General features: G+C 47.1%; 29 protein-coding genes. 15 read left to right on the forward strand and 14 right to left on the reverse strand.

The window, feature by feature from the left end; genetic code table 11:
* Position 1 precedes the first annotated feature (1 nt).
* Both QVC96_RS06650 and QVC96_RS06655 read right to left on the reverse strand, forming a co-directional pair.
* On the reverse strand, positions 2 to 397 hold the full coding sequence (locus tag QVC96_RS06650; protein ID WP_287690328.1) for a hypothetical protein: 396 nt from the start codon (positions 395 to 397) through the stop codon (positions 2 to 4).
* Positions 357 to 1,877: a dihydropteroate synthase-like protein gene (locus QVC96_RS06655; protein WP_287690329.1), complete on the reverse strand. Its 1,521-nt coding sequence runs from the start codon at positions 1,875 to 1,877 to the stop codon at positions 357 to 359. The genes QVC96_RS06650 and QVC96_RS06655 overlap by 41 nt, the downstream gene beginning before the upstream one ends.
* Positions 1,878 to 2,074: 197 nt before the next feature.
* Between QVC96_RS06655 and trxB the strand changes: the two genes are divergently transcribed.
* Both trxB and QVC96_RS06665 read left to right on the forward strand, forming a co-directional pair.
* The gene (gene trxB / locus QVC96_RS06660) at positions 2,075 to 3,046 is read left to right on the forward strand and encodes a thioredoxin-disulfide reductase (protein ID WP_287690330.1); all 972 of its coding nucleotides are present in this window, start codon (positions 2,075 to 2,077) and stop codon (positions 3,044 to 3,046) included.
* On the forward strand, positions 3,046 to 3,834 hold the full coding sequence (locus tag QVC96_RS06665; protein WP_287690331.1) for an inositol monophosphatase family protein: 789 nt from the start codon (positions 3,046 to 3,048) through the stop codon (positions 3,832 to 3,834). Before trxB ends, QVC96_RS06665 begins: the two co-directional genes overlap by 1 nt.
* Here the strand turns inward: QVC96_RS06665 and QVC96_RS06670 are convergent.
* Both QVC96_RS06670 and QVC96_RS06675 read right to left on the reverse strand, forming a co-directional pair.
* Entirely contained in the window at positions 3,773 to 5,572 is a 1,800-nt protein-coding gene (locus QVC96_RS06670) for an AAA family ATPase (RefSeq protein ID WP_287690333.1), read from the reverse strand. The two genes, QVC96_RS06665 and QVC96_RS06670, sit on opposite strands and share 62 nt — an antisense overlap.
* Before the next feature lie 46 nt (positions 5,573 to 5,618).
* The gene (locus QVC96_RS06675) at positions 5,619 to 7,175 is read right to left on the reverse strand and encodes a phytoene desaturase family protein (protein WP_287690334.1); all 1,557 of its coding nucleotides are present in this window, start codon (positions 7,173 to 7,175) and stop codon (positions 5,619 to 5,621) included.
* Positions 7,176 to 7,323: 148 nt separating this feature from the next.
* On the opposite strand from QVC96_RS06675, the gene QVC96_RS06680 reads away from it, so the two are divergent.
* Both QVC96_RS06680 and QVC96_RS06685 read left to right on the forward strand, forming a co-directional pair.
* Positions 7,324 to 8,412 (forward strand): alkaline phosphatase family protein, encoded by a 1,089-nt coding sequence (locus QVC96_RS06680; RefSeq protein ID WP_287690336.1) that lies wholly within the window; start codon positions 7,324 to 7,326, stop codon positions 8,410 to 8,412.
* Positions 8,405 to 8,944: a phosphoribosyltransferase gene (locus tag QVC96_RS06685; RefSeq protein ID WP_238025478.1), complete on the forward strand. Its 540-nt coding sequence runs from the start codon at positions 8,405 to 8,407 to the stop codon at positions 8,942 to 8,944. Before QVC96_RS06680 ends, QVC96_RS06685 begins: the two co-directional genes overlap by 8 nt.
* On the opposite strand, the gene QVC96_RS06690 is transcribed toward QVC96_RS06685, so the two are convergent.
* A complete protein-coding gene (locus QVC96_RS06690; protein WP_238025479.1) occupies positions 8,941 to 10,602 on the reverse strand; it encodes an acyl-CoA mutase large subunit family protein in 1,662 nt (553 codons plus the stop codon). The two genes, QVC96_RS06685 and QVC96_RS06690, sit on opposite strands and share 4 nt — an antisense overlap.
* Positions 10,603 to 10,690: 88 nt before the next feature.
* On the opposite strand from QVC96_RS06690, the gene mce reads away from it, so the two are divergent.
* Positions 10,691 to 11,113 (forward strand): methylmalonyl-CoA epimerase, encoded by a 423-nt coding sequence (gene mce, locus QVC96_RS06695; RefSeq protein WP_238025480.1) that lies wholly within the window; start codon positions 10,691 to 10,693, stop codon positions 11,111 to 11,113.
* A 64-nt stretch (positions 11,114 to 11,177) separates the two neighbouring features.
* Positions 11,178 to 11,690 carry an archaeal heat shock protein Hsp20 gene (hsp20, locus tag QVC96_RS06700; protein WP_238025481.1) on the forward strand — a complete coding sequence of 171 codons (513 nt, stop codon included), beginning with the start codon at positions 11,178 to 11,180 and terminating at the stop codon, positions 11,688 to 11,690.
* Here the strand turns inward: hsp20 and QVC96_RS06705 are convergent.
* On the reverse strand, positions 11,662 to 12,168 hold the full coding sequence (locus tag QVC96_RS06705) for a hypothetical protein (protein ID WP_425597984.1): 507 nt from the start codon (positions 12,166 to 12,168) through the stop codon (positions 11,662 to 11,664). The two genes, hsp20 and QVC96_RS06705, sit on opposite strands and share 29 nt — an antisense overlap.
* 61 nt (positions 12,169 to 12,229) lie before the next feature.
* Between QVC96_RS06705 and QVC96_RS06710 the strand changes: the two genes are divergently transcribed.
* Positions 12,230 to 13,792 (forward strand): GTPBP1 family GTP-binding protein, encoded by a 1,563-nt coding sequence (locus QVC96_RS06710; protein WP_287690339.1) that lies wholly within the window; start codon positions 12,230 to 12,232, stop codon positions 13,790 to 13,792.
* Here the strand turns inward: QVC96_RS06710 and QVC96_RS06715 are convergent.
* Complete coding sequence (locus QVC96_RS06715) at positions 13,779 to 14,189, reverse strand: SRPBCC domain-containing protein (RefSeq protein ID WP_287690341.1); 411 nt, start codon at positions 14,187 to 14,189, stop codon at positions 13,779 to 13,781. The two genes, QVC96_RS06710 and QVC96_RS06715, sit on opposite strands and share 14 nt — an antisense overlap.
* A complete protein-coding gene (locus QVC96_RS06720) occupies positions 14,186 to 14,611 on the reverse strand; it encodes a CoxG family protein (protein WP_238025487.1) in 426 nt (141 codons plus the stop codon). Before QVC96_RS06720 ends, QVC96_RS06715 begins: the two co-directional genes overlap by 4 nt.
* Before the next feature lie 94 nt (positions 14,612 to 14,705).
* Here QVC96_RS06720 and QVC96_RS06725 point away from each other — a divergent pair, with 94 nt between their 5' ends.
* From QVC96_RS06725 to QVC96_RS06745, 5 genes are read left to right on the forward strand one after another with little or no spacing between them, the layout of a single operon-like run.
* Positions 14,706 to 15,395, forward strand: a complete 690-nt coding sequence (locus QVC96_RS06725) for a MoaD family protein (protein WP_287690342.1) — start codon at positions 14,706 to 14,708, stop codon at positions 15,393 to 15,395.
* Positions 15,392 to 16,729, forward strand: coding sequence for a bifunctional hydroxymethylpyrimidine kinase/phosphomethylpyrimidine kinase (gene thiD, locus QVC96_RS06730; RefSeq protein WP_287690344.1), 1,338 nt, complete (start codon positions 15,392 to 15,394; stop codon positions 16,727 to 16,729). The genes QVC96_RS06725 and thiD overlap by 4 nt, the downstream gene beginning before the upstream one ends.
* Complete coding sequence (locus QVC96_RS06735) at positions 16,726 to 17,262, forward strand: HD domain-containing protein (RefSeq protein ID WP_287690345.1); 537 nt, start codon at positions 16,726 to 16,728, stop codon at positions 17,260 to 17,262. The genes thiD and QVC96_RS06735 overlap by 4 nt, the downstream gene beginning before the upstream one ends.
* A gap of 36 nt (positions 17,263 to 17,298) precedes the next feature.
* A complete protein-coding gene (gene ppa / locus QVC96_RS06740) occupies positions 17,299 to 17,814 on the forward strand; it encodes an inorganic diphosphatase (RefSeq protein WP_287690347.1) in 516 nt (171 codons plus the stop codon).
* A 26-nt stretch (positions 17,815 to 17,840) separates the two neighbouring features.
* Positions 17,841 to 19,079: a glycosyltransferase gene (locus QVC96_RS06745; RefSeq protein ID WP_287690348.1), complete on the forward strand. Its 1,239-nt coding sequence runs from the start codon at positions 17,841 to 17,843 to the stop codon at positions 19,077 to 19,079.
* On the opposite strand, the gene QVC96_RS06750 is transcribed toward QVC96_RS06745, so the two are convergent.
* Together QVC96_RS06750 and QVC96_RS06755 are read right to left on the reverse strand one after the other, a co-directional pair.
* Positions 19,069 to 20,787 (reverse strand): type II/IV secretion system ATPase subunit, encoded by a 1,719-nt coding sequence (locus QVC96_RS06750; protein WP_287690350.1) that lies wholly within the window; start codon positions 20,785 to 20,787, stop codon positions 19,069 to 19,071. The two genes, QVC96_RS06745 and QVC96_RS06750, sit on opposite strands and share 11 nt — an antisense overlap.
* A gap of 66 nt (positions 20,788 to 20,853) precedes the next feature.
* Positions 20,854 to 21,945 (reverse strand): type II secretion system F family protein, encoded by a 1,092-nt coding sequence (locus QVC96_RS06755; protein WP_287690351.1) that lies wholly within the window; start codon positions 21,943 to 21,945, stop codon positions 20,854 to 20,856.
* A 227-nt stretch (positions 21,946 to 22,172) separates the two neighbouring features.
* On the opposite strand from QVC96_RS06755, the gene QVC96_RS06760 reads away from it, so the two are divergent.
* Both QVC96_RS06760 and QVC96_RS06765 read left to right on the forward strand, forming a co-directional pair.
* A complete protein-coding gene (locus tag QVC96_RS06760; RefSeq protein WP_238027283.1) occupies positions 22,173 to 22,661 on the forward strand; it encodes a helix-turn-helix domain-containing protein in 489 nt (162 codons plus the stop codon).
* Positions 22,633 to 23,169: an IS630 family transposase gene (locus tag QVC96_RS06765; protein WP_287688805.1), complete on the forward strand. Its 537-nt coding sequence runs from the start codon at positions 22,633 to 22,635 to the stop codon at positions 23,167 to 23,169. The genes QVC96_RS06760 and QVC96_RS06765 overlap by 29 nt, the downstream gene beginning before the upstream one ends.
* A gap of 16 nt (positions 23,170 to 23,185) precedes the next feature.
* On the opposite strand, the gene QVC96_RS06770 is transcribed toward QVC96_RS06765, so the two are convergent.
* Positions 23,186 to 23,761 carry a hypothetical protein gene (locus tag QVC96_RS06770; RefSeq protein ID WP_287690352.1) on the reverse strand — a complete coding sequence of 192 codons (576 nt, stop codon included), beginning with the start codon at positions 23,759 to 23,761 and terminating at the stop codon, positions 23,186 to 23,188.
* A 137-nt stretch (positions 23,762 to 23,898) separates the two neighbouring features.
* Here QVC96_RS06770 and QVC96_RS06775 point away from each other — a divergent pair, with 137 nt between their 5' ends.
* Positions 23,899 to 24,420, forward strand: coding sequence for a hypothetical protein (locus tag QVC96_RS06775; protein ID WP_238025497.1), 522 nt, complete (start codon positions 23,899 to 23,901; stop codon positions 24,418 to 24,420).
* Positions 24,421 to 24,425: 5 nt separating this feature from the next.
* On the opposite strand, the gene QVC96_RS06780 is transcribed toward QVC96_RS06775, so the two are convergent.
* From QVC96_RS06780 to QVC96_RS06790, 3 genes are read right to left on the reverse strand one after another with little or no spacing between them, the layout of a single operon-like run.
* A complete protein-coding gene (locus QVC96_RS06780) occupies positions 24,426 to 24,962 on the reverse strand; it encodes a KH domain-containing protein (protein WP_287690354.1) in 537 nt (178 codons plus the stop codon).
* Positions 24,962 to 25,717 (reverse strand): serine protein kinase RIO, encoded by a 756-nt coding sequence (locus QVC96_RS06785; protein WP_238025501.1) that lies wholly within the window; start codon positions 25,715 to 25,717, stop codon positions 24,962 to 24,964. The genes QVC96_RS06780 and QVC96_RS06785 overlap by 1 nt, the downstream gene beginning before the upstream one ends.
* On the reverse strand, positions 25,714 to 26,040 hold the full coding sequence (locus QVC96_RS06790; RefSeq protein WP_238025504.1) for a translation initiation factor aIF-1A: 327 nt from the start codon (positions 26,038 to 26,040) through the stop codon (positions 25,714 to 25,716). Before QVC96_RS06790 ends, QVC96_RS06785 begins: the two co-directional genes overlap by 4 nt.
* Positions 26,041 to 26,059 lie beyond the last annotated feature (19 nt).

Raw genomic sequence — 26,059 nt, forward strand, 5'->3', positions numbered from 1 at the left:
CCTAATCCACTATCATCCTGAGGCCAATGGGATCTACCTTGTAACATGACTGGCACTGCCCCAAGATAGTAAGCGTGCCCTCCTCAGTCTTCAAACAGGCATCCTCTCCCCTATCAACCTTCGCCACAAACTGATCGAGGCTATCCTTGCATAAACTGTTAGTTATGGAAAAGTAACCGTTATATTCCCCTCTCCATACCGGTCTATCCCCCTGAAAGAGTATAATACCACCGTAGATCAGGGAATAACAAGGAATCGGACTATCGCACGATGAAATCCTCATGGTGTTGCGTATCCTATCTACCCACTCCCCTGAGTCCTGAAGGGGATAATGGGCTATGGAAACCCTGTAGCCTTCACTGTTCAGTACTGTTACTCTGGGCACTATAACTCTCAAGGCCTATCCTCCTCACAAGTGGTTTATCTTGAACGTAGTTCTTGTCCAGATGACCCGCAATTTCGGCCTTTGCTAGTTCATAGCCTATGTAGAGTGCATGCTCAGGTGAGATCCCCTCAACCTCCCTGAGAAGCGTTCTTCCCACTAGGAGACCATCCTCTCCCTCAACTGAAACCTCCTTCTTGCCCGTGAATGATACCACAATTCTCCTATCGTCAAGGACTATGTGCGCGAAGCCCGTTTTATCCATCTCGGGTTCCAATTTCCTCGCAACCATTCTTTTTCCTTGAGGAGGAGGAACCTTCAATCTCCTCTTGTCCTTGAGGATGAGGAGGTCAATTCCGACATCCTTAGGAACCTTTCCCTGGGAATAGGCCACAGAAACCATCTTGGTAGCTTCCCTCAGCTCCCATGCGCTCCACCTAGTTTTACCCTTTTCCATGGTAAGTAAAATTGATACACCCAGTTCCATTCCCATCACTGCCAACAGTGAATTCACCCCATGGCTATCGGCATCAATTAACTCAGTTACGTTCAGTGTCCCCATCATAAGTGGAGTATCTGGTAGGACTGTCCTCAACTTCGCGTAGTCCATTATACTTTCGGTAAAGCCCATGAGAGGTGGGGAGAGAACCGGGTCAGCAATGAGCCTTTCAAAACCTTTGAGCCTAGCTCTCCTAACTAAGCTCACAGTCAACTCTGCTCTGTTCTCAGTGGAAAATGGTGCCACTACGAACGCGGAGTCCTTCCTGAGTTCCTCCAGTTTCTCAATATTCTCCTCGTTAAGATTGAAGACTAGGGTGGCTCCCTCTCTAACCCCCTCCCTCAACACATATGGCGAATCGCTGTCGATCCCCACTACCGGAATTAAGTCTCTCACGGATTTTACCCTCCTCCTAACCTCACCTAAGTCGGAGAACCCAACGGGAAAGCCCACCACCACTCCGTCTACATACAGTTTGACTCTCTCAATCTCATGGATCCATCTATCCAGTGGATGTGACGGGTCTAGCTCCAGAAGAAGTCGAAATGGTGGGGGACGGAGCGGAACCTTGAAGCCTACATCGAACACGTAATTGCCGTCAGCCTCCACCCTCTCCAAGATCTTTTTAGCGTCCTCAATCATGGATGTATTGAGGATTACATCAGCGGGATATATGGTGGATAATTCAACGCCATTCCTCAGTGCCTCTATCACCCTCACCACGTCCCAGGCGTTCTCCGTTCCCTTAAAGGTTTTAATTCCCAATTCCTTTTCTATTATCTTCGCATCACCGTAAACCAGTCCAGGCAAGATAAGATAGTCGTACCCAGATAGCGACTCCTTTCTAACCTTCAACCTTTCCAGGATATACCTGATGCTCATTAAGGATGCCACAGGATAATCCAGTGCTAGAATGGAAACCTCATCTCCCATGTTTTTAACTGCCTCTTCCAGGATGGGTTTGGCTAGTTTACCTGTAATCAGCAGTACTCTCATGATCCTTGAAGTTGATAGAATCGTGAGTTAAAATAAATGAGATTAAGTGAGCCCGTTCATCACGTGAGCCAATCTCACCACGTTTCCTAAAACTCTGTTTCCCACAACCCTATACAGGTGTTTAGATTGTTTTTATAAGAAAAAGTTTAAACAGGAGCGAAGGCAACATTTAATATTTTGAGAGGTAGTTGAACTTTATGAGTCTCATTCCACGCTCAACTAATATTAACCCAAATGAGAAGTTCGATACCATCATCATTGGTCTTGGTCCAGCAGCCTATAGCGCTGCGCTCTATGGAGCTAGGTACATGCTGAAAACCCTGGTAATAGGGGAGACCCCGGGAGGTCAACTAACCGAGGCAGGCGAAGTGGATGACTATCTCGGTCTCATTGGAGTTCAAGCCTCAGAAATGATTAAGTTATTCAATGCCCATGTAGAGAAGTACAAAGTACCTGTTCTCATGGACAGGGTTGAGTCCTTCAGAAGGGAAGGAGAGGAATACGTGGTCAAGACAAAGAGAAAGGGAGAGTTCAGGGCTTCCACTCTGATCGTTGCAGTAGGCACAAAGAGGAGGAAGCTTAACGTTCCAGGAGAGAACGAGTTTACCGGAAGGGGCGTCTCCTACTGCTCTGTATGTGACGCTCCCCTTTTCAAGAACAAGCCTGTGGTGGTTGTGGGAGGAGGAAACTCTGCACTTGATGGAGCTGAATTACTAAGCAGATACGCCACTAAGGTCTACCTTGTCCATCGTAGAGATGAGTTTAGGGCTCAACCCATTATAGTGAAGCTGGTCAAGGAGAAGCCAAACGTTGAGTTAATACTTAACTCCGTGGTCAAGGAAATCAAGGGAGACAAGCTCGTCAGGAAGGTTGTGGTACAGAACCTCAAAACCGGTGAGACTAGGGAAATTGACGCCAACGGAATATTCGTGGAGATAGGGTTTGAGCCACCAACGGAGTTCGCTAAGATCAACGGACTGGAGGTGGATGAACAGGGTTACATAAAGGTGGACGAGTGGACAAGGACAAATCTTCCAGGTGTATTCGCAGCCGGAGATTGTACAGATAAGTGGATAGGATTTAGACAAGTGGCTACATCCACAGCCATGGGTGCAGTGGCCGCACATTCAGCTTATAACTATCTGAACGAAAGAAAAGGTAAAACATGATGAGAAATATCCTCGAAAAGATCTCAGCAGAGGCCACCAAATATCTTAGGGAAATGAGCGGAAGGGAAGGAATAGACAGGGTCCTGGGAACTCATGGAGATGACACAACAAAGGTCATAGATAAGCTTGCGGAAGACTTTGTGCTGGAGAAGCTAAATGAGACAGGTATTTCAATGACTTATGTCACTGAGGAGACTGGTACCATAAGGAGAGAAGGGTCAGAGTACGTTGCGGTAATAGATCCCCTAGATGGAAGTACCAATTTCCTTAACGGCATAACCTGGGCTGCTGTATCAATCTCAGTCTACTCGTCTCAGGGAACCCCTGTGGCTGGCATAGTGGGTGAGATATTCTCTGGGAAGACTTACTCCTATGATGAAACTGGAGCGTACATAAATGGGAAGAGGATAGAAAGTGTGCCTTCTCCTAAGCAGAGGATAGTTCTTCCCTACTTTGATAGGAATAAACTTAGGGAGATAACCCAAGTGCTTTCGTCCATAGAGGGAAATTACAAGACGAGGAACCTTGGCGCTGCGTCGTTGGACATGTTGCTGGTTTGTACAGGAAGAGCCTATCTCTTCCTGGACGTGAGAAACAAGCTCAGGAACGTGGACATTGCCTCATCGCTGAACTTCTGCGAGAAGGTGAGTATACCACCCTTTAATCTTGAGGGAGATAGAATAAGTATCGATCTGAATAAGGTTTCAGTGATAAAGAACGTGCTGGTTACTCCTGATTCTTCGCTTTCTCAACGGATTTTATCAACGTGGAAGGCTTTACCTTCTTGAGAGACTCCATCAGGTCTTCCTTGGTTAACTTCCTCTCAGTCTGTCCCCTTATTATATCCTTGAGTACCCTAATTTTGGCTTCCCTGGCCAGTGCAGCCAAGTCTGCGCCGGTGTAATTCTCGGTAAGCTCCGCTACCTTCCTGCAATCCACCTCTTCGCAACTCTCCTTACCCAGGTATTTCTGCAGTATATCCAGTCTCTCTTCCAAGTTGGGAAGACCCATCCTTATAACAATGTCAAATCTACCTGGTCTGAGTAGTGCTGGGTCTATTACCTTTATCCTGTTAGTGGTACCAATAACGACTACTTCCTTCAGGTTTCTTATTCCATCCATCTCAGTCAACAGCTGATTCACGATCTTGGAAGATTCTCCGTTACCTCTCTGCGTTCTCTTGGAGGCAATTGCGTCGAGCTCGTCTAGCAGAATTATGGCCGGTCTATTCTCCCTTGCCCTGTTAAACACTTCCTTGATGGTAGCAACAGCCCCCTCATATCCCTTGTACATGATCTCTGCGACGCTAACTGAAATCAACTTAACGTCCAAGGTCTTCGCCAACGCCTTCGCCATCATGGTCTTCCCTACGCCTGGTGGACCATAGAGCAGGAGCCCCCTGATGGGTGGAACCTTCATCTGCTCCATTAGCCTGGCATACTTTAACTGAAGTTCAAGAAGTTCCTTAAGTTCCTGTTTTACCTTGGTGTAGCCACCAATGTCGTCCAAGGTTATCTTGTCCTCTCCTTCCTTCGCATCTTCTGATTTCCTAGATCTTCTTTCGTAATCCAGCCTGAACTTTTCGAACTCCTCAAGCATCTGAAGAGTGATACTGGGCTTGTACCTCTGAATGATCTCCATGAAGTCCTGCATGGTTATTTTCCTCTCAGTCTTACTTTCCAGGGCCTCTACAGCTACTTTTCTTGCTGCCTCCTGGCAAATGTTAGCTAGGTCTGCCCCGCTATACCTTTCCGTCATTTCCGCTATCTTAGCTAAATCAACGTCAGGGGCAAGAGGCTTGCCTGCACAGTGAACCTTGAGTATCTCCAGTCTGGCCTGCTTGTTGGGAGGACCTATAAAAATCAGTTTATCAAACCGGCCAGCCCTGAGCAACGCCTTATCCAGCGTCTGTGGTACGTTCGTGGAACCAACTATGATTACTCCATCGTCGCTGTGAAGCCCATCGATTTCAGAAAGCATCAAAGAAAGCAACCTGGGAGTGACTGAATCCCCGCTGTGAGTTTCCCTTCTTACACCAATGGTATCTATCTCATCAAAGAAGAGAATGCATGGAGAGTTCTTTCTGGCATTGGCGAACAATTCCTTGAGCCTAGCCTCACTTTCCCCGTACCATTTGCTCATTATATCACTGACGTTCACATAGATGAAGTTCAGTTTGGCCTCGCCAGCAAGAGCCCTCATCATGAGGGTTTTACCACAACCTGGTGGACCGAAAAGTAACACGCCCTTGGGGGGCCTGAGCCCATAGGTCTTGGCTATATCCTTGTTCTTAAGGGGAAATTCGATGTACTCCCTTATCTCCTTTTTTACGTCCTCGTAGCCTCCAATGTCGTCCCAGGAAGCTTTTCTCTCCTCCTCCTCTTTCTTCTTGGATTTCATCTGAACCTGCGACGCTCTGTCACTGGTGGTAAAATTGGTAGTAAATCTTTTAAATAGACCCATAAGTATGTAGACTATAATACCAAGTGCTATAAAAAGAATTAGCATCGTCTCGATATAGCTCATTAAGATATTTCTGTCACAGGCATATATAAGCAGGAGTAAAAACGGTTTAGCCTATCTTGTTACTTTTGAGGTCAGACAATATCTTTTGGGCTGCATTAAAGCCAGGAGCTCCTGTGACGCCTCCACCTGGATGGGTACCTGAACCGCACAGGTACAGACTCTGAACAGGAGTGGTATAGTCATGAAGTCCAGGAAGGGGTCTGAAAACGTATAGCTGGTCTGGTGTCATGTCCAGATGGAATATGTTTCCTTCGGTTATTCCAAACCTTCTCTCTATGTCCAGTGGGGTTAAGACTTCATACTTGACGGGCTTGAAGTTGGGTGCGTATTCCCTTATTTTCTCCATGGACAGCTGATACACCAGTTCCTTCATTTCATCCAAGTTCTTGGAATATGGCAAGTATTGGCCGAAAATGGAGAAGGAGAACTTGCCAGGAGGGGCAACAGTGGGATCAACCGAGGACTGTATGTTTATGGAAAGCCAAGGCTCCTTGGAATAGCCCAAGGATTTGGCGTCAGTGAAGGCCCTCTCCACATACTCAACTGAGGGTAGAATCAGTTCTGACGCCACGTGCTCCGGGCCCAGGGTGGAACCATTTCCGAAATCGGGAAGTTCCTCAGTGAAACCAACAATCTTGAACGAGACTCCCCTGCTCTTCAGGGACTTGACCTTCCTGAGGAAGTCCTCCTCTAGCTCTGCGTCCCTGAGAAGTTTAAGGAATGTGGTCTTGGGATCAGCGTTAGAGACAACCACCTTAGAGTGAATTACCTTCCCGCTGGACAGCATCACACCCTCAGCCTTACCACCCCTCACTAGTATGCTGTCGACCTCTGCCCCGGTGAATATATCCACTCCAAGGTGTTCTGCTGACCTTCTCAGGGCCTGCGTTACACCGCCCATTCCTCCTTTTACGTAACCCCATGAACCCTTCACCCCATTAACCTCTCCCAGGACGTGGTGAGCCAAGACGTAGGCTGTTCCTGGGGTGGAGGGCGATGCCATGGTCCCCACCACTGCGTCCTCCACAAGCGCCGCCTTAACCTCGTCAGATTCAAAGAACTCGTCAAGAAGGGATGACGCGTCCTGAACAATTGACCGCAGGGAGAAGGCCAGACTTGAGAGGTCAAGACTCTGTCCCCTTACGAGGGAAATCAAGCCATCTAAATCCTCCCATGAGGGAGGAGGGGATAACATCAGGAAATCGGTAAGTTCATAAAGGGGATCCCAGAACTTCAGCCACTTCTCATATGCCACCGCATCCCTCTTGGAAAATTTCTCTATCTCCCTCTGGGTCCTCTTCAGGTCGTTCCATATGTACAGCGATTTTCCCTTTCCAAATGGGACAAAGAGCCCTGGATCCTTGGTTATCACCTCGAGCCCGAACCTCTCCAAGTTGAGGTCCCTCACGATTCTGGGCCTGAGAAGACTCAGGACGTAAGCGCCAGTGGAAACCTTAACGCCAGGCCATAACTCCTCCGTAACTGAGGCACCGCCCACAATATTTCTCCTTTCAAATACAGCAACCTTTAGCCCATTCATGGCCAGGTAAGATGCAGCAACTAGGCCGTTGTGACCACCGCCCACAATGGCCACGTCGTACATGCTTTCACTTCCTCTGCCCCAGCCACACCACGACTGAGAGAGCAACTCCCACTGCAATGAAAGCTATGGCCACGTAGGACATGGTCACCAAAATTTCTGATATTGGCATGTAGGTATTTTAATAAAATGGGGTTTTAACACTAATCGTATGTCATTGGTATACCCCGATTACAGCAAGAACCTTTATTCCCTGGGATGCGGTATCGCCAAATGGCTTGGAGTCGAGGTTCAGTGCAATACCAGCTATTCCCTCACAGGTGAGAAGCTGGTCCTCCTCATCCTCGACGGCTTCGGATGGAACATCATGGAAAACTCCCTCGGGGAAGTGAAGGAGGCAATAAGGATACACGGTGTCTTCCCATCCACGACCTCTGCCACCCTGGCATCAATATTCACGGCCAAGACTCCGGCAGAACATGGTATCCTAGGCTATAACACATACGTAAAGAGGCTTGGGGGAATAATAAACGTGCTCAGGTATACCCACCCTACTATGAACGAAAGGGATAGCCTTTCGGATGGGCTCCCCTTTGAGAAGGCCTTTCCTGAGGCTAAGGGTTACCTCTCCCAGGTGAAGGAGGGCACCGCATCGGTTCTGCCCCAGGGAATTGAAAACAGCCAGTTCACCACTACCGTCCAGGGAACCACGCAGGAGACCAGGACCTATCTCAACGTCTGGGACGCTTACGAATCGCTCAAACAGCTCATGGACAAGGGAATTAGGTTTATCTACGCTTACATCCCCGATATAGACTCCCTAGCCCACAAGTACGGGCCCTATACTGACCCGGTTAAGTCTGCCTGTAGGGAGATCTTCATGAGGTTCTACTCGCTTTTCAAGGAGAGGAAGGAATACACTGCCGTCATAACTGCGGATCACGGTCTAGTGGACACCACGCAGAGGATTGAGGTAGATAAGGACCTTGAGCTCATGAACATGCTTGAGATCCCCCCTTACGGCGACTCCAGGGCCCTCTTCCTGAAATCCAGGTACGACCTGAAGGTGTTCCTAGAGACCAGATATAACCTGAAGGTGTTTGACAGGGATGAGACCCTCAGGCTACTGGGAGGCAACAGAGTCCCAGAGAGCATGCCAGATTTCGTGGGGGTACCCCTGGATTATACCTCGTATTTCTTCAACTTCAGGGAGAAATCAGGCTACACAAGACTTAAAGGCCATCACGGTGGCCTGCTTAGAGAAGAGTTGGAAGTTCCGCTGGTGATGATCAATGGTTGAGTTCTTCAGTCCCACATGGGATGATATTGAGGAGCAGATATTTCGCATTGCCAAGAGGATGGCAACAGAATCCTTTTACCCAGATGTGATAGTGGCTATTCTGACCGGAGGCGTGATCCCCGCGAAGCTTTTTGCTGACATCCTAAACATGAAAAATATAAAGTATATAGATATAAAATTCTACAGAGACGTGAACCAGACCGAGAGCAAGCCGGTGATAAGGGCAGTATACGTGAACGACCTCGAGAACAAGAAGGTGCTTGTGGTTGATGACGTCTCGGATACGGGGGAAACACTAGAGGCAGTTACCAACGTGATTTCCATGTTTTCGCCAAGGCTTATCAGGACTGCAACTCTTTACGTCAAACCTTGGTCTAGGAAGATACCGGACTACTTTGGGGAACAGGTTGGGAAGTGGATAATTTTTCCATGGGACAAATGGGACGTGGTGAGATCTAACCCTGAGGCACCTGTATCAAAAAAGGAGAAGTACTTTGAGCTACACGAGCTCTTCTCCAAGATGAAGAGTTAGAAAATAATTGGCTCCTTATACTCTCCCCAGATTTCCCTGAGGGCGGAGCTTATCTCTCCTACGGTGCAACCTTTCTTTATGGCGTCCAAGACGTAGGGGAACAGGTTGACCGACGGGTTCTCTGCAGCCTTCCTCAAGGCGTTTAGGGAGTCCCTCACCTTAATCTGATCCCTTTCAGATTTATATTGCTTTAACCTTGTGAGAACCCTCTCCCTCACCTCTGGATTTACCCTGAACACCTCCGTGGTCCCTATCCAATCAGGTTCGTAGGACATGTTAACTCCTACCCTGATCATCTCCCCTTCCTCTATCTTCTTCTGAAGTCTGTAAGCGCTCTCAGCTATCTCCGCCTGCGGGAATCCCTTCTCAACCGCCTTCATCATCCCGCCCATGCCTTCCACCCTTTCGATTATTTTCCATGCCCTCTCCTCTATTTCATCCGTTAACCACTCCACGTAGTATGACCCCGCTAGGGGATCAACTGTCTCAGTGGATCCGCTCTCATACGCCACTATTTGCTGTACCCTGATTGCTATCTTGGCAGCCTTCTCGCTAGGGAGAGCGACCGCCTCGTCATATGAGTTCACATGAAGGCTCTGGGTACCGCCCAGTGCAGCAGCCAGAGCTTGAATCGTGGTTCTAATGATGTTTATCTCAGGCTGTTGGGCCGTCAGCTCTGCACCTCCGGTCTGCGTATGAAATTTCAGCGTCATGGAGTCTGGCTTCTTTGCATTGAACATATCCCTCATTATCTTGGCCCACATCCTTCTAGCAGCCCTGAACTTTGCAACCTCTTCAAAGAGGTTGGTATATCCGGCGAAGAAGAAGGAGAGAGTGGGGGCAAAATCGTCAACGGGAATACCCCTTTCCGATGTTTTCCTGACGTATTCTATACCATCCGCCAGAGTGAAGGCGACCTCCAGAACAGCGTCCGCCCCAGCCTCCCTTATGTGATAACCGCTGATGCTGATGGGGTGCCACTTGGGTATGTTCTTGTAGGAGTACTCAATGATGTCTATGGCGTACCTCATGGAAGGTTCTGGGGGGTAAATGTAGTTCTTCCTTGCAATGTATTCCTTCAGGATGTCGTTCTGAACGGTTCCGTCTATTTCCGCAGGACTCACTCCTCTGCTCTCGGCGGTCGCCACATACATGGAGAGCAATTCCATAGCCGTGGCGTTGATGGTCATGGATGTGGATACCTTGTTCAGGGGGATCTGGTTAGTAACTATATCCATCTCTCTCCAGTGAAACATGGAGACACCAACAACTCCAACCTCAGTGTAGGCCAGTTCATTATCTGGATCCAGGCCCAGCTGGGTGGGGAGATCAAAGGCTGTGCTGAGTCCAGTCTGTCCAGCCTCAAGGAGTTTCCTGAACCTGGCGTTGGTGTCCTCTGCAGAGCCGAAACCCGCATACTGTCTTATGGTCCATATCCTCCCCCTGTACATGTTTGGATAAATTCCCCTGGTGTAGGGATATTCTCCAGGGAAGCCAATCTTCTCCTCGTAGTCTCCCTTTAGGTCAAGGGGAGTGTAAAGGGTCTTTATCTCTATTCCAGAGGGAGTGGTGAACTTTGTTTTTCTCTCCTTTCTTTTAGATATCCACGGTTGCAGATATTTGCTTTCCCATTCCTTAACCCTCTCCTGAGTAACCATCAGGAAATACCCTGGTACAATTTGCTTATACAGTATATAACCTTTGCTTTTTACTTAAACTTATATAGGAAAAATCATCACAGATCCCATGGAGACCTTAGATATAGATCACGTGGGAATCGCAGTTGAAAATTTGGAGGAAGCCATTAAGATGTATACCGAAAAGCTAGGAATGAAACTGGTACATAGGGAAGATCTGCCAGATAGGGGGATAAAGGTAGCTTTCCTCACGGGGAAGGATGGAACTGCCTCCGTCGAGCTGATGGAGCCCATGAACCACGAAGACAGCAACAATACCGTGGCAAAGTTCCTGAAGACGAGGGGACAGGGCATGCACCACCTTGCAGTGAAGGTTGAGGACATCAACTCCTCCTTGAGGGACCTTGAGAGCAGGGGAATGACCTTAATCGATAAGAACGGAAGGAAGGGGGCTAGGGGACACCTCGTGGCCTTTGTTCATCCCAAGAGCGTCATGGGACTGCTCCTAGAACTGGTTCAAGAAACACATTAAAGCAATTTAAACTTTAGGCGAAAATTTTATATTTTCTCAATCAAAGATTTAAATGTGATCGACCATGCCCACCAAGAGATCAAAGGATATATTTAGTTACTTTGATGATCTCGTAAGGCAAATAGAAGAAGAGTTCGAGGCGATGGAGAGGGAGTTCTTTAGGGCAGCTGAGAAGGGAGAAGTGAAAACCTATGGACCTTACGTGTACGGATTCAAGGTAACAATGGGACCCGACGGGAAACCCGTAGTGGAGGAGTTCGGTAACGTGAAGAGACTGGGCAACAGACCACTCCTCAGCGAGGAGAGGGAACCCCTTGTTGACGTAATAGAGAAGAACGATGAAATAAGGGTAGTAGCTGAGGTCCCAGGAGTGGACAAGAACGACATAAAGGTCAAGGTTAACGGCGATCTGCTAGTCATCTCAGCCAACTCTCAGGACAAGAAGTACTACAAGGAAGTTGAACTCCCAGCGCCGGTGGACGAGAACACCGCAAAGGCAAACTACAAGAATGGAGTACTGGAAGTGGTCATGAAGAAGAAGGCCGTAGCTACTGGGAAGGATATAAAGGTCGAGTGACCTTAACTTTATCGTTTTTTATGAAACTCGTTCCAGACGAATCCCTTATGATTAAGGTGAACTGAATTTTTCCATCCATAGCTTCCCTGATCTTGTCGCATTTTTTCTTTTTGCATAGGGATCCCATGTTATCCATGATTATTTCCAGGAGCCCCCTAACCGTGCTCACTGCTCCCTGATAGGATGAACCTGGAATCACTTCTACTCCAAGCTCAGGAATATGTAGCTCGGCGAAAGCAGACCTGTACACCAGGGATGAAAGGTCCTCCTCCGAAGTTACAAGGAGGGATAACTCCACAGGAATCCCAGTCTCGTATGGCTTAACGTCCCTGTAGAGATAATGACAATCCGTGCACTCCCAATACGAGAGAATCAACTTACCCGTAGGAGTCTCGTACAGGTAGTCCTTCGCCTGAAAAGTATCCTTCTTACACACGGGACACTTAAAGACCTGATCCATTATCAGTTGTGGTTCCATGGTCATCAACCAAAATTTAATTTGGTATTATTACGCATAGTATAGTTAGAGTATCTAAGGTATGAGGTTTCCACGAGAGAACGATATTGGGAAGATAGAATATAAACTTATTCTATCGAATCTCAATGAACAGAGACTTCAGGAGCTAGCTACGCAGATGAAGTACAGGCTTGAGGAGGGTGGGGGAGAGGCCCTATACGTGGTTGGGGTTAGCGATGAGGGAGAGGCCATAGGTCTTTCAAAAGAGGAGTTGGATGCGACCATAAATACCGTGGAGAGGGTTGCCTCCATGATAAGCGCCAAGATTTCGCATAAGAGAATCGTGAAGGTAAAGGACAACCTCTACGTTGGAGAGCTACTTGTGAGGATTCACAAGGACAGGATACCCATTCAGATAAACGTAGCTGTGATGGGCCACGTAAATGCAGGGAAGAGCACGTTAACTGGCACATTGATCACTGGAAAGCTTGATGACGGCAACGGCTCCCTCAGGAGCGCAGTTGCAAGATACCTGCACGAGGTGATCAGCGGTAGAACTTCCTCCATAACCATGAGATTGCTGGGCTTTGACAGCTCAGGCAACCCGGTGAATCCCCAGTGTAGGGATCCTACGGATGAGGCGGAGATAACACTGAAGAGTGCCAAGACCATTAGGCTCATAGACCTGGGGGGCCATGAGAGGTATCTCAGAACTACGTTGAAGGGCCTCATGGGATATGAGGTCGACTATGTAATGCTTGTTGTTGGAGCGGACGATGGGTTAAGCATCATGGGGAGGGAACACCTGGCAGTCTCCACAGTGCTCAGGTTTCCAATCTTCGTGGTGATCACCAAGGTGGATAAGTTCCCTGAATCGAGGACCACTGAAATAGTGAATCAGGTGAAGGAAGTCCTGAAAATTCCCGGGATAAACAGATTGGCCATGGAGGTAGAGGATGAGGGAGATGTACTTAACGGCATTATAGGAATAAGGTCCAAGAGGGTTGTTCCCATCTTTAAGGTATCCAATGTGACGGGGCAGGGTCTAGATCTTCTAATCAAGTTTCTCAATCTTCTCCCACCAAGAAGATCAACTCCATCGTCTGATCCTCTGGTGTACATAGATGAAACCTACAACGTGCCTGGGGTTGGGCCGGTGGTACTGGGTTCCGTGATAAGGGGAAAGGTCTCAATTAACGACAGCCTGCTCATAGGTCCCAGCAAATATAACGAGTTCAAAGAGATTAAGATAAAGAGCATTCAGCTGAACAGGGTTTTTGTAGATTCTGTGAACCAAGGTTCAATAGCAACCTTCGCTCTTCAAGGCATAGAAAGGGATAGCCTGAGAAAAGGGATGGTACTAGTTAAAAACAAGCCAAAGGCTGTGAGAAGCTTCTGGGCTAAAGTTATACTCCTCCATCATCCAACCACCATAAAGGAGGGATACGTGGCCACTCTTCATCTTCACACCATCAGGCAGGCTGTGAGGTTCAACAAGATAGAGAAGGGAATTCTGAGAACAGGAGATAGTTCAGACGTCCAGCTGACCTTTATGTTCAGGTCGGAGTACGTGGAACCTGGACAAATATTCGTGTTCAGAGAGGGCAGGACCAGGGGTCTAGGTATTATTACTAAGATTGATTAATTTTTGATAAAGTGCAGGATATTATCTGCTTGGATACGTCCTCTGCCTGTTTACTTATGGTGTTCATCAAGGCCTTTGCCAGTGAGCCCTCCATGGAGTACTCCGCCTCCCACAGTAGGTCACTTCCCTGAATGTTGAGCCTTGTTCTGATTAAAACAATTAAACCAGGGCCATCAACCTGAAGAAGGTTACTCACCTGACGCTCCTTAACCTCATACTCCTTTACTTCACCGGATAACTCAGCCCTCAACGGACCTAGCTTAGCCTCAATCACGAACTTTTTGCCATTTACACTTTTAACCCCGGGTATGCATTGGAGGAGATTCCCCTCATCTGAGAAGAAAGAGAGGGCCTTTTCCTCGCTCTTAATCTTCTCCTGCCCGCTTAACTTTGTCATTTCTTTTCTACCTTGTTCTTTATACAGTCAAAAAGATCCGAAATAAGCTTGTTCACCGCGGGGTCCATCAATCTGGCCCCAACTGAGGCAAGAACCCCAGCAACCTTCACCTCGGCGTCGTAACTTAGCTTCCCATCATCGACCTTCACTTGAGCCACGATGTCCACATTACTGTTCAGTCCTGTACCCTTGGCGCTTATGGTCATACTTTCCATGGGATTAACATTGGTGAAGGTCACGGTTGCCTTGTACTCACCCTTGATGAAGCCAATTCCAGCTGAGCCGACCACCTTGTACGAATCTCCTTCCTTCGTGATACTCTTTATCCCAGGAAAACACGAGGAAACGGATTCAGGATTGCTTAGAATACCCCAAATGGTTGCCTTGTCTACGTTAAGTTTTACTTCCCCTTGATATTTCATGAGTATTCTGAAGGCTTCATAAGAAAAAAGTTTTACATCAAACTGGTTGGGTTATCATCAAGTACTTAAAAACGCGTATGACTATTTGGGGAAAATGAAGATCAGGGTCAGATACTTCGCGCTAGTTAAGGACATCACGGGGAAGGATTTTGAGGAGCTAGAGACCCATTGCAGTGAGCTGGATTGCCTTGTGGACGAACTGGCCACAAAATATGGAGCCAGATTCAAGGCACTTCTTCAGGGACAGATATCAGGCGTAAAGGTCTTCTTCCTCGTGAATGGAAAGACAAATGTTAAGGAGATAAGGGATGGAGATGAGGTGGCGGTACTTCCTCCGCCTGCTGGCGGAGATCTGAGGAGAGGGAAACTGGACATCCTAGACGAGATAAGGAGTTTCAGGGCTACCGCACCTCCTGAGGCCGGATCCATGATAATCTACGTAGGTTTCGTGAAGGGAATTGTTGAGGGTCACGAAGTTAAGAACCTAGTTTATGAGGCATACGATTCCTATACCCAGAGCAGGTTAAGTGAAATAGAAAATGAGATAAAGAACAAATACAAGGACGTCTTGAACATTAAGATCATCCACGCCATAGATAACATGAAGCCAGGGGATGACGTTATCCTCATCATGACCATAGGGCGCGGAAGGAAGGATTCAATTGACGCCGTAAAGGAGGCCATAGAGCTGGTGAAGCATACCACAGGTATATGGAAGCTGGAAGTTAGGGACGATGGAGAGTTCTGGGTTGTGGCTGGGAACACGAGGGTGAAGAGAGAGTGAGAAAGCCCGTAGTCATGGCCATCGGAGGTTTCGACAGTGGTGGAGGGGCCGGGGTGGAGAGCGACATTAAGGTCTTAGAGTCCATAGGCGTTCACGGGGTCGGAGCCGTGACTGCTATCACTGCTCAGAATACGCGAGGGATCAGGGACGTAGTGGTTGTGGACCCCAGTTCCCTTAGGAAACAGATCGAAGCTCTTCTTGACGACTTCAAGATAAGCTCGGTTAAGACAGGAATGATAGTTAACCGTGAACAAATGAGCGTAGTGTCTGAGATGGTGAATTTGCCGTTGGTTGTGGATCCGGTAATTCACGCGAAGGATGGTACCACGTTGATCGCAGACCTAGAGGCCTTCAAGCGTTTCCTCCTTCCCAAGGCGATGGTGGTAACGCCTAACGCTATAGAGGCTGGTACACTCGTGGGGATGAGGGTGGAAACACTGAAGGACCAGATCACCGCCTCCAAGCTCATTCACGAGAAGTTCTCGGTACCCTTCGTTATCGTAAAGGGAGGTCATATTAATTCGGCAGAGAGCATTGACGTCCTATACGACGGTGAGGAGGTTATCCAGTTGAGTTCACCAAGGTTGAGCAATAGGAACACCCACGGGACTGGGAGCATCTTTGCATCAACCATTGCTGGCATGCTGGCCAAGGGATTTCATGTCAGGGAGGCTGTTAGGCTGGCAAAGAGCGTGACGGAGGAAAGTATCCGATATGGGCTCGAGATAGGAGGTGGGACTGGACCGGTTGACCCTCTGGTCCCCATGGAGAAGTTGGCCATGAAGACCAAGGTGATGGAGGAAATGGAGAAGTTTGCGGAGTTCGTGGAAAGGGAGAGAAATTTCCATCTTCTAATACCAGAGGTTCAGTCCAATCTAGCGCACTCCATTGATCCCAGATACGTTACAGGAATTGATGACATAGCCACGTTCAGGGGAAGGATTATTAGAGAATGGGGAGGAAGGGTGAGAGTGGGTTTCCCGGTGGCTTTCGGCTACCCCACCCACACAGCCAGGCTACTATTATCAATAATAACCACGCAGGGAACCGGAAATACGCTCATTAACATCAGATATGACCCCAAGATCGTGGAATCGTTCAGGAAAATTGGATATGAAGTTGTGGAGGTTCACAGGGAACTGGAGCCCCAGGGTCCGGAGGGGAAAACCATGAGCTGGATAGTGGAACACGTTCATGAAAACCTTGGCAGGATTCCCAACGTGATCTTTGACAGGGGAATGGTTGGTAAGGAGGCTATGGTGAGGTTCTGGACGTCCTCCATGGAGGAAATGATAGAGACCCTAACGACTCTGCTTAGGGAGGTGGGGACATGAGACTTGAAAGACTCATCGTAGGGTGTAAGAACCTTGTGAGAACCGGTTGGATGCAGAGGGGAGTCCCGCCGGGCATAGGAGAGACCGTGGCATCCCACAGCTTTGAGGCCAGTGTCATTGCCTACGTTATAGCCTCCAAGCTCAAGGAGAAGGGACATAACGTGAACCCAGATCACGCCTCAGTGATAGCACTCTTTCATGACGTTGGGGAGAGCCTAATTGGAGATCTCCCCAAATGGTTCACTGATAGGGCTACCAAGGAGAAGATTGAACTATCGGCGGTGGAAGAGCTGGGTGTGGGGAAGGAACTTTTCCTTGAGTACGAAAGGAGGGACACACTGGAAGGCGTAATTGCCAAGTTTTCTGAGATGATGGCGACGTATAAGCAGGCGCTTAGATACAGGAGACAGGGCTACTCAGTGGATGAGATCATTGAAACATACAGGAAAAAGCTGGAGGAGATGTGGTCTTTGGAACCCCTCTCTAGCTCTAGGAAAGAGCTGGAGGAGATCCTCTTGAGTGAAGACAAATGATATTTAAGGAATTGTCCACTTAGTTAAGTGATTATCATGAATCTAGGTCCAGGGAAGAAAGCACCTGATATAGTAAACGTTCTTGTGGAAATACCAAGTGGTTCCAACATAAAGTATGAGTACGACGAGGAGGAGGGAGTAATAAAGGTGGATAGGGTTCTCTACACTTCTATGGTCTACCCCTTTAACTACGGCTTCGTGCCTGGTACACTTGAGGAGGACGGTGACCCCATTGACGTTCTAGTATTGACTAACTATCCACTGCTTCCCGGTACGGTTATTGAGGCCAGGCCAGTGGGCGTGATCCATATGAAGGATGAAGAGGGTGTTGACGAGAAGATAATAGCTGTTCCCAAGGAGAAGACTGATCCCACGTTCGCCAGAATTAAGGACGTCAATGATATTGACGATGCCACAAAGAACAAGATAGTGCACTTCTTTGAACACTACAAGGAGCTGGAGCCCAATAAATGGGTAAAAATATCAGGTTGGGGGTCAGCTTCCGAGGCTAAGGAGAAGATAGCCAAGGCGATAGAGAGGAAGAACAAGTAATGCTTTTTATTGATGTTGTTATTATTTTGTCTGCAATACTTTCATCGTCCTGGATACTTCTGGAAACATTCTATTACACTCGAAGCGGGATTTCTTACCCTGCAAAGGGAAGTGCCGGTGGTAAAGCATCAATAATCGTTGCCATAAAGGAAGAGGATCCCAGCACAATCTCGGAACTGGTGGAAAATCTTTCAAAGCTGAACTATTCGGATTACGAGGTAATACTGGTCTCTGACGATTCTGAAGAGAAGTTTGAAAGACTGAAACATATTAAACTTCCAGTGAACTTCCGACTGGTCAGAAGAGATAAACCACACGGAAGGAAGGCTGGCGCACTTAATTACGGCGTTTCCCTGTCATCAGGTGAACTTCTAGTTTTTTTAGATGCTGAGGCCAGGGTAGATCCCGATTTCTTGACCAAGGTATCCACACACTTGAGACAAGCGGAGGCAGTGGCCCTAAGACTTAAGGTGAGAGATCTCAAGAATAAACTTCAGGTTCTTTACTCTGGGATAACCGAGTTCTCCATGGATTCCCTCTTCAGGGGACGATACCTTAGGGGGCTTCCCATATTCCCCAACGGCTCTGCATTCGCAATTAAATCATCTACCCTGAAAAGGATAGGAGGTTGGAAGGAGGGAGTGGTCGCTGAGGATCTTGAGATAGGGATTAGGTTATTCCTTAATGGGGTTAAGGTAGGCTACGCAGACGACGTTGTGGTAGAAACCTTGGCCCCATATAACTGGAAAGACCTTTTCCATCAAATGAAAAGATGGGCTTATGGATCAGGACAACTTCTTCCCTACAGCCTCTCCATGATAAGCAAGGGAATCAAAGGAATAGAGGGGGCAATGTACGCGAACCAATGGGGGATATACCCAGTGTTCTTTATTATGTTATTGATTGCAGGTTTTCTCTCTCCCATCTTGTCCTCATCCCCCATCATCTGGATTTCGTCCATGTCCCTGTTCCTTCTCTCATCCTTGGTCTTCTCTCTCAGATCTAGAACAAGGGAGTATGACTTGAGGATTCCTGCGCTTATGATTTCTGCCTTCCTATCCGGTTACTTTCTTGGTCTTTTCAACGCAAAATTCAGCTGGAGAGTTACGCCCAAGGTAGAGAGAGAACAAGAGTTATGGATACCATTAGAGCCTAACGTCATTTCATACCTCTTCCTTGTGAGCGGAATAATAACGCTAAAAAGCTATTTAATTCAAGGGACCATTCTGTTTGTAATTTCAATTATTCTGTTAATCATACCGTGACCTTTATTGATGACATCCTAGCTACCTCTCTCATGGCCTCATCAGGTCTCAGGCTGTACTTGATGACGTATTTCTTGACCATCTTGTAGCTTTCAGGGTTCTGAACGATGTCCTTGGATGTTGCCATCAGCCTCAAGTAAAGCGCTCTCCTCTGTATCTCTTCTTTCACTTCTTCAAGAGATCTTCCAGACTCCTCCAGCCTGTTCCTCAGAACCTTCGCATTATCTAAGTCCACCACATGAGTATCCACCTTGGGATCCCAGTTAACAACTCTCCTGAAATCCGATGCGGTCACCAGCTCGTCTATGGCAACGACCCTCCTCTTCAGCTGTATCTTATCTCCCACAAGCACCGGTAACCTTCTCACACTAATGATAATGTTGTTCATGGGTATCCATCCGGCTGGAATATTAAGTGGAGGGTTCATTAACCTCTTTACTGCACTCTCAGAATCGTGGGCGTGAAAGGTCGTGGCACCTCCGTGACCTGTGGAGAGGGCTTGGAACAGGATGTAGGACTCTGCGCCCCTAATCTCACCTACCACTATAATGTCTGGCCTATACCTCAGGGAGAGTTTTAGCAGGTCCATCAGGCCTATTTCCTTGCTGGACTCACCGTATGCTTGCCTGGCATAGAGCTGAACCCAGTTCTCTTGAGCCAGCTTTATCTCTGGAATATCTTCTATGGAAACGATTTTTAGTGACTCCTTCGCAAGATTTAGGATAGAACCTAGTACCGTTGTCTTACCTGCGCCTGTGACCCCTATAACCATGAACGACATTCTAAGATCAATGGAGTACCAGAGATAGGCTGCGGTTTCAGGGCTTATGACCCCACTATTAATCAGGTCTAATATGGTGATCGGTCTCTCGCTGAATCTCCTAATGACGAAGCTTGATCCCCTAGCGCTTACCTCGTATCTGAACGTAGCAGCTATTCTGTCTCCCTTTGGCAATATACCGTCTGCTATGGGAGTTGCTATTGAGACCGTTTTACCTGAAAGCGAGATGAGTCTTAATACTATTTGATCCAGTAGCTCAGATCCGCTAATTTCCCTGTTCAATACTTTCATTGATTCAGTTATAGTGAGATTGGTGGGAACGTAATCATATTCCCTGTGGTACACGTACACGGGTAGACCAATTCCGCTACATGATATGTCCTCGATCTCATTATCAGCTAACAGGGGAGTGAGCACGTTGTAACCAAACATGTTCCTTAACAGGTAATAGAGGGCTACTTTCCCTTTCGTACTGAGCTTGATTATCCCACCTACTTGGCCCTGCACTAGGCCCATACTGGGCATTTTAGCGTTGGCTTCCAGTAAGATCTTGGCTATGTCCACGGTGTCCTCCTTGCTTAAGAGGGATCTTTCAATTTCCTTGATGAGGAAAATGTAAGCATTGAAAATATTTTGATCTATAGGTGGCTCCACTAAGACATACCTAAATATTCCCTTGTCCTGGTCAAACACGATAAACGTGTGGGGATTGGCAATTGACAATTCTACATTATTGGATTCAAAAGATGACTTAACTGCTCTAGGCATCATGCTGAGCATATCAACCTCGTACTCAGATATTATTTCGGGCAGTTCCTCGTAGGGTAATGTTATGGGATAAAGGCTAATTGGCAAATCCCCAAAGCTTAACTGTTCATTTTTAGGGGAAGGTTTGCTACGAAATGGCAGTGGCAGATTTAAATTCATACTAGATAATATGATGTAAATCTTCTTTATAAATATTCTTTTCTCTCATTCTAGGCGTAATAAAAATCATCCTGACGGAGGTGCTGTGGGGCCGAAGGTAAAGTGAACATGTACTATTATTATCATTAATATAGCAGTTATCATAACCATTATGGCTGCATGAATAAATCCTGTGGCCACCTTGCCCCTGCCCAGCTTTCCCACTAACAACCCAGCGAAGAATGCGTTCACCATGGAGGCAATAGCCGTGATGTAAACAGCCTGAGGCAGAAGAACCCTAGCCTCACCAAGGGCACCTGAGGAGAATGCATATGCGTTACCCGTTATTAGTCCTAGTATGGCTGCAGATAGCAAGTTCACCGCTATGATGGAGATGACCACCCCTATATACGGAGTATAGAGAAGAATCTTCACCTTGCTTTCGTACTCCCTTTTTATCTTAATCTGGGTCTCCACCTGTTCAGCAAGGCTTTCTATACTGTCTGGAGTGAGACTTCCAATATCAATCATATCGGCCATGGATACCAGAGAAATCCTTGAGGTGAAGTCAACTATCTCCTCTGCTCCCTTTAGGAAGGCATCTCTTAACGGGTAACCCAGAGAGATGTAAGCGTAAATTCTCTTCAATATATACGATAATTTGCCCATCTCTTGGCTATCCTTTATGTTCTTTATTATGGTCTCGGGAGAAAGCCCTGCTCTTATGCCCTCTGAGATAGCCCTAAGTAAGTTAACTACGTATGGGTCATAACCTGTCCCCTTTTTCAACTCCCTAGATGTCACAATGGCTGGAGGAATAGCCGCTATGAGAAAACTGATCATCATTATGATAGTTACTGGAGTCACATTGTTGGTGTTACCGGTCAGAGTGAGGAATGGGATCAGCTGTTTGGTAATGCCCAAAAGCACAAACATCACGAGAAGACCTACACCCAAGGAGATATAGAATGTCTTGTAGGACGAAATTTTCCTCTCTGGAAACCTGAGTTGGGACTGCTCCGCCATCAATATGAAGACTCCGTCAACTAGGGGTAAGATCAGAATGAGGATAGCCCCAAAGGCGTTAAGGGGTATGAAACTTCCTACTATACTTGGAAAGAGAGCCTGCAGTAACAGTGTTAGAAAGAACGTAATGTAACCAGAGGCTAGCCATATCACATAGGTTTCACCTACACCTGAAAGTTTGTCTGCAGCTAGGGCAGCAGCCAGTTCCAACTGTTTAAGGATATCCTTAGCCTTTGCAGAAACTGCGTCAAGGACTGGCGCTCCACTTCTAACTGCCGCTACGTAGCTAACGAAGAAATCATTAAGTATTTTGGATGGTGATATCCTTATTGCGTTAGTACTTAGGTAAAGTTTTTATCTTGGTATTACTAATATAGAATGTGGAGGAATTAGAGAAGGCTTACAGGGAGGAAAAGAATGCTAGGATAAGGCAGAGAATACTGGGGGTGAAGATGTACCTCGTGGACGGGTTCAGGGAGTACAGGGTGGCCGAGGTCCTCGGGGTTTCGTACTCAACGGTGAAGAAGTGGGTCGCGAAGTACAAGAGGGGAGGGGTCGGAGCGTTGAGGGATAGGCCAAGGTCGGGTAGGCCCAGGAAGTACTCCAGCGAGGAGGTGAAGAAGGTGCTGGAGACAAGTCCCAGGGAGCTGGGATACAACCTGGAGGGGTGGACCATGAGGGCGCTGAACGCTGAGCTGAGGAAGAGGGGGATAGTTTACAATAGGTATCACCTTTACAGGGTAGTGCACCAGCTGGGGTACGGTTTCGTGACGCCCAGGCCGGTGAACGCCAGGGCCGAGGTGGAGAAGCACCGCGATTTTAAAAAAAGTGAAGGAACTGATGGGACGCAGGATAGCGTTCTTCGATGAGACAAGGGTGGTGGTGGGCACCACGGTGAGGAGGTGCCTCGCCAGGAGGGGTTCCAGGCCCAGGATCAGGGTGAACCTGGGCTTCCAGCACTTCTACGTCTTCCTCGCCCTTGACGCCATTTCAAGGAAGGTGCTGTACGCCCTCTACAACTCCCTCTCCAGCAAGAACATGAAGAGCTTCGTTTACAGGATGGAGAGGAAGTGGGGCAGGGAGACCAAGTACCTCGTCCTTGACAACCACTCCTCCCACAAGACGGGGGCTATCCTGGACCTGTTCAGGAGAAGGGGAGTGAGACCCGTTTTCACCCCAAAGTACTCGCCAGAGCTAAACCCTGTGGAGAGGATCTTCAAGGACCTGAAGTTCCACCTTGCGAACAGGTTCTTCAACAACGTGGAGGAGGCCAGGGAGGAGGTGAGGAGGTTCTTCGAGGAACATCACGATCAGTTTAATCTTGATGTGGTCCAATATCTGGATTTAGATGAAATAGAGGTAGAAAACAATGGATAAAAACTTCCACAAAGTACTAGTGAAGTAGGGCATCCTCCACGTTTTCCCCTAGAAAATTTATTCTTTTAGAAACGTAGAGAAGAACTTGGTTTATATAATTGAACGCTATAGTTCTGGAAATTCTATCGAAAAGTATTCTGGGGCTAAGACCTGATCTGAGGAAGATCGTAAAAACAGCGGAGAAGGCTGCAGTTTCAGCATCTATACCAATTCTTCTATTCTCGATGCTTTGGGATATGTTCACATTCAACAGAAGATACGTGACTGGCGGTATTATCACCGCAAATATGATGAACATAAGACCCGCAACAGCAAACTTGGCCAACCTGAACACTAAGTAGAACTTTACGAGTATATAGACCCCTAAGAATGCAAGAATTGCAGAGAAGACCGATGAGACCATCAGATAGAAGAACATTTGAGCGGCGAATAGTTGCGGATCTGTACTTAGGCCCGCCAGAAGCAATTTTTTCTCTATACTCCTGGAAATAGACTTAACTATTCCCAGTTCATAGAAATTGCCCATTATCCCAAGCGAGGATTTGAATTCCTTCTTGTTACCCCCGTTCCTTCGTAGCCCCTTAAATGCCATTATTCAATTATTTCGACCTAAGTTTAAAAATGTAGAGGAAGACAAGGTTCCAAGTACTTCGCCGGCTTAGTCCCCCTTTGCGTTGGGATTAGAAGAACTTAGGAAATATTTTTATTCAATTGTGTAGAAAGAGGGTTGTGGATGCCCTTCAACTCCTGAAGGATCAATATGGTTTCACAGATGACGAGCTTGAGTATGCAGTGAATAGGGCAAAGGGAATCATAATGGGTTTCGCCATGGAGTACAGGGCTAGGCTAGTTCTTGAGTCGATGAATTTCGTGAATATTCGTTCCGTTGATCTTCCAACTCACGATATAGAGGCAGAGAGAGATGGGAATAAATATTTCGTGGAAGTGAAAGCCAGCAAAAGGTCTCCCACAAAGGAGTATAGTGCGTATAAGTTGGCCATGATAGCTAGGCTAACTGGGACGCATCTTACCCTCCTGATGACACCCAGACCAAGCCTCTTGGTTACCGAGGATATATTAAGCGAACCCAAGAAAATACTTCTAAACTTCTTTAGACTAGCCCTCAATAAAAGAACCGAGGAATTAAAAAAGTTCTTAGAGGATGAAAGAAATAGAAAAGTTATACAATCCTACGACAGGGTTATTGTCTCCACGCTTCACGAAGACATTGAGACACTTTCTATTCAATGACACATTCACAGGAGAGGTCTTCCCTTATAGGATGATCTATATCTGATTAGTTGTTGCTCTGCCCTATCCAGATATTTATAAACTGTGGAATGTTCCCTTCCCCTCACCAGTAACTCCAACGCCTTTTTGGCTATGGGTATTTGTTCATAATTGCCCAGCAGAGTCACGTAATGACCTGAAATTACAACACTTACACCGGTATACTCCTGGATTATCTTCTTTGTCTTTCCGCCTTCTCCTATTATTCTGCCCTTGACCCTCGTCATATTATCCCTGCTGTTGGCAATCTCTTTCAGGTCAATGACATCCATCATGACCTCCTCTCCCATCAACTTGAGGGCATCAGACACTGGAACCCCAAGACCAATTGCCCTTATCACGGAAACTACCTTGAGAGCTTGGTAAGGATTCTGGTTCTTGGGATCCACAACGAAGTTTTTCACCTTATCGTCGTAAAGTATCTCGACCCCGCCCATCTTAGAAAGATCCAGAAGGAGAGATTTAACCAGGTCTAGCCTCTCGTCCGGCACACTCACAAACATTACTTCTCCTTACTAGATAACTCCAGCCTGTTTAATAATTCTTCCACAGGTATCACGTCTACTCCCTTGCTCTGGAAAAATCTATTAATATTATTTATATCCCTTTCCAGAAGGACCAGTGAATTTTCTGCCCATACTGGAACTGCCTGACCTACGTCTATAATGTAGGGTAGATCATCCTTCACCATTACATTAAATTCGCTGAGGTCGCCATGAACAAGCTGTGCCTTGGTCACCATTACTTCAATTTGCCTGACTATTTCATCATAAAAGTCCTGCGTAATCTCTTCCAAGTCCACCAGAAGTGGAGCCTTCGTTATCCCCTCTCCAATGAACTCCATTGCTAGTACATTTTTGTTCACTAGGAGAGGCCTAGGTACCCTCACTCCGGCCTCAAACATCTTCGAAAGGTTACCGAACTCCTTTCTTGCCCAGCCGTATATCATTTCCTTAGTGCTAGAGAACCTCACATCTGACCTTCCATCTAGGGAAACATATTTCCTTATGGCGCGCTTATGGGAGGCAGTTGAGGTATAGTAGATCTTCAAGGCGATATAGTTGCCATCCCTAGTCTTGGCAGGGTAGACCTTGGCCTCCTTTCCTGAGGCAATAGCACCCAGAATAGACTCTATGCTCAGTTTCCTCATTACCTGAATTACCGCCAATGAAGTGGAGGAGTCTAACGTGGAATCAACTGTCTTGAAGACATCTTCGTCCTTTTCTCTTTTCTCCTCTCTCCTAACTATTCTATTCAACCTCTAAGTTGATCAATCACGTCCCTGCTAATTACTTTTTCCTCAATTAACTTCCTTATTTCATCATTCATGTACCTGTAAACTATGTCTGCCTTATTGGGCTGAAAATCCCAAGGTGCGGCGAGGACCACGTCACCCTCTTTTATCCAAGTCTTTTTCCTCATCCTACCTGGTATTCTGGCTGTCCTCTCCTTACCATCTAAACAGGCAACAATTATATGTTCGGCCCCCAGCATCTTCTTAACAACGCAAATAACCTCGCCTTCTTCGGGTTTCGGAACCTCCTTTGAAGGTGCTTGATCTGTCCTATCTTTCTTGGGCAACTACTGAAACACCATTGCC

It is taken from the genome of Metallosphaera javensis (ex Sakai et al. 2022) (assembly GCA_021654415.1).
GTDB lineage: Archaea > Thermoproteota > Thermoprotei_A > Sulfolobales > Sulfolobaceae > Metallosphaera > Metallosphaera javensis.

Coding starts and splice junctions, on each gene's coding strand:
- QVC96_RS06655 (WP_287690329.1), bottom strand. CDS start 1,877: ATGAGAGTACTGCTGATTACAGGTAAACTAGCCAAACCCATCCTGGAA.
- trxB (WP_287690330.1), top strand. CDS start 2,075: ATGAGTCTCATTCCACGCTCAACTAATATTAACCCAAATGAGAAGTTC.
- QVC96_RS06665 (WP_287690331.1), top strand. CDS start 3,046: ATGAGAAATATCCTCGAAAAGATCTCAGCAGAGGCCACCAAATATCTT.
- QVC96_RS06670 (WP_287690333.1), bottom strand. CDS start 5,572: ATGAGCTATATCGAGACGATGCTAATTCTTTTTATAGCACTTGGTATT.
- QVC96_RS06675 (WP_287690334.1), bottom strand. CDS start 7,175: ATGTACGACGTGGCCATTGTGGGCGGTGGTCACAACGGCCTAGTTGCT.
- QVC96_RS06680 (WP_287690336.1), top strand. CDS start 7,324: ATGTCATTGGTATACCCCGATTACAGCAAGAACCTTTATTCCCTGGGA.
- QVC96_RS06685 (WP_238025478.1), top strand. CDS start 8,405: ATGGTTGAGTTCTTCAGTCCCACATGGGATGATATTGAGGAGCAGATA.
- QVC96_RS06690 (WP_238025479.1), bottom strand. CDS start 10,602: ATGGTTACTCAGGAGAGGGTTAAGGAATGGGAAAGCAAATATCTGCAA.
- mce (WP_238025480.1), top strand. CDS start 10,691: ATGGAGACCTTAGATATAGATCACGTGGGAATCGCAGTTGAAAATTTG.
- hsp20 (WP_238025481.1), top strand. CDS start 11,178: ATGCCCACCAAGAGATCAAAGGATATATTTAGTTACTTTGATGATCTC.
- QVC96_RS06705 (WP_425597984.1), bottom strand. CDS start 12,168: ATGGAACCACAACTGATAATGGATCAGGTCTTTAAGTGTCCCGTGTGT.
- QVC96_RS06710 (WP_287690339.1), top strand. CDS start 12,230: ATGAGGTTTCCACGAGAGAACGATATTGGGAAGATAGAATATAAACTT.
- QVC96_RS06715 (WP_287690341.1), bottom strand. CDS start 14,189: ATGACAAAGTTAAGCGGGCAGGAGAAGATTAAGAGCGAGGAAAAGGCC.
- QVC96_RS06720 (WP_238025487.1), bottom strand. CDS start 14,611: ATGAAATATCAAGGGGAAGTAAAACTTAACGTAGACAAGGCAACCATT.
- QVC96_RS06725 (WP_287690342.1), top strand. CDS start 14,706: ATGAAGATCAGGGTCAGATACTTCGCGCTAGTTAAGGACATCACGGGG.
- QVC96_RS06735 (WP_287690345.1), top strand. CDS start 16,726: ATGAGACTTGAAAGACTCATCGTAGGGTGTAAGAACCTTGTGAGAACC.
- ppa (WP_287690347.1), top strand. CDS start 17,299: ATGAATCTAGGTCCAGGGAAGAAAGCACCTGATATAGTAAACGTTCTT.
- QVC96_RS06750 (WP_287690350.1), bottom strand. CDS start 20,787: ATGAATTTAAATCTGCCACTGCCATTTCGTAGCAAACCTTCCCCTAAA.
- QVC96_RS06765 (WP_287688805.1), top strand. CDS start 22,633: ATGGGACGCAGGATAGCGTTCTTCGATGAGACAAGGGTGGTGGTGGGC.
- QVC96_RS06770 (WP_287690352.1), bottom strand. CDS start 23,761: ATGGCATTTAAGGGGCTACGAAGGAACGGGGGTAACAAGAAGGAATTC.
- QVC96_RS06780 (WP_287690354.1), bottom strand. CDS start 24,962: ATGTTTGTGAGTGTGCCGGACGAGAGGCTAGACCTGGTTAAATCTCTC.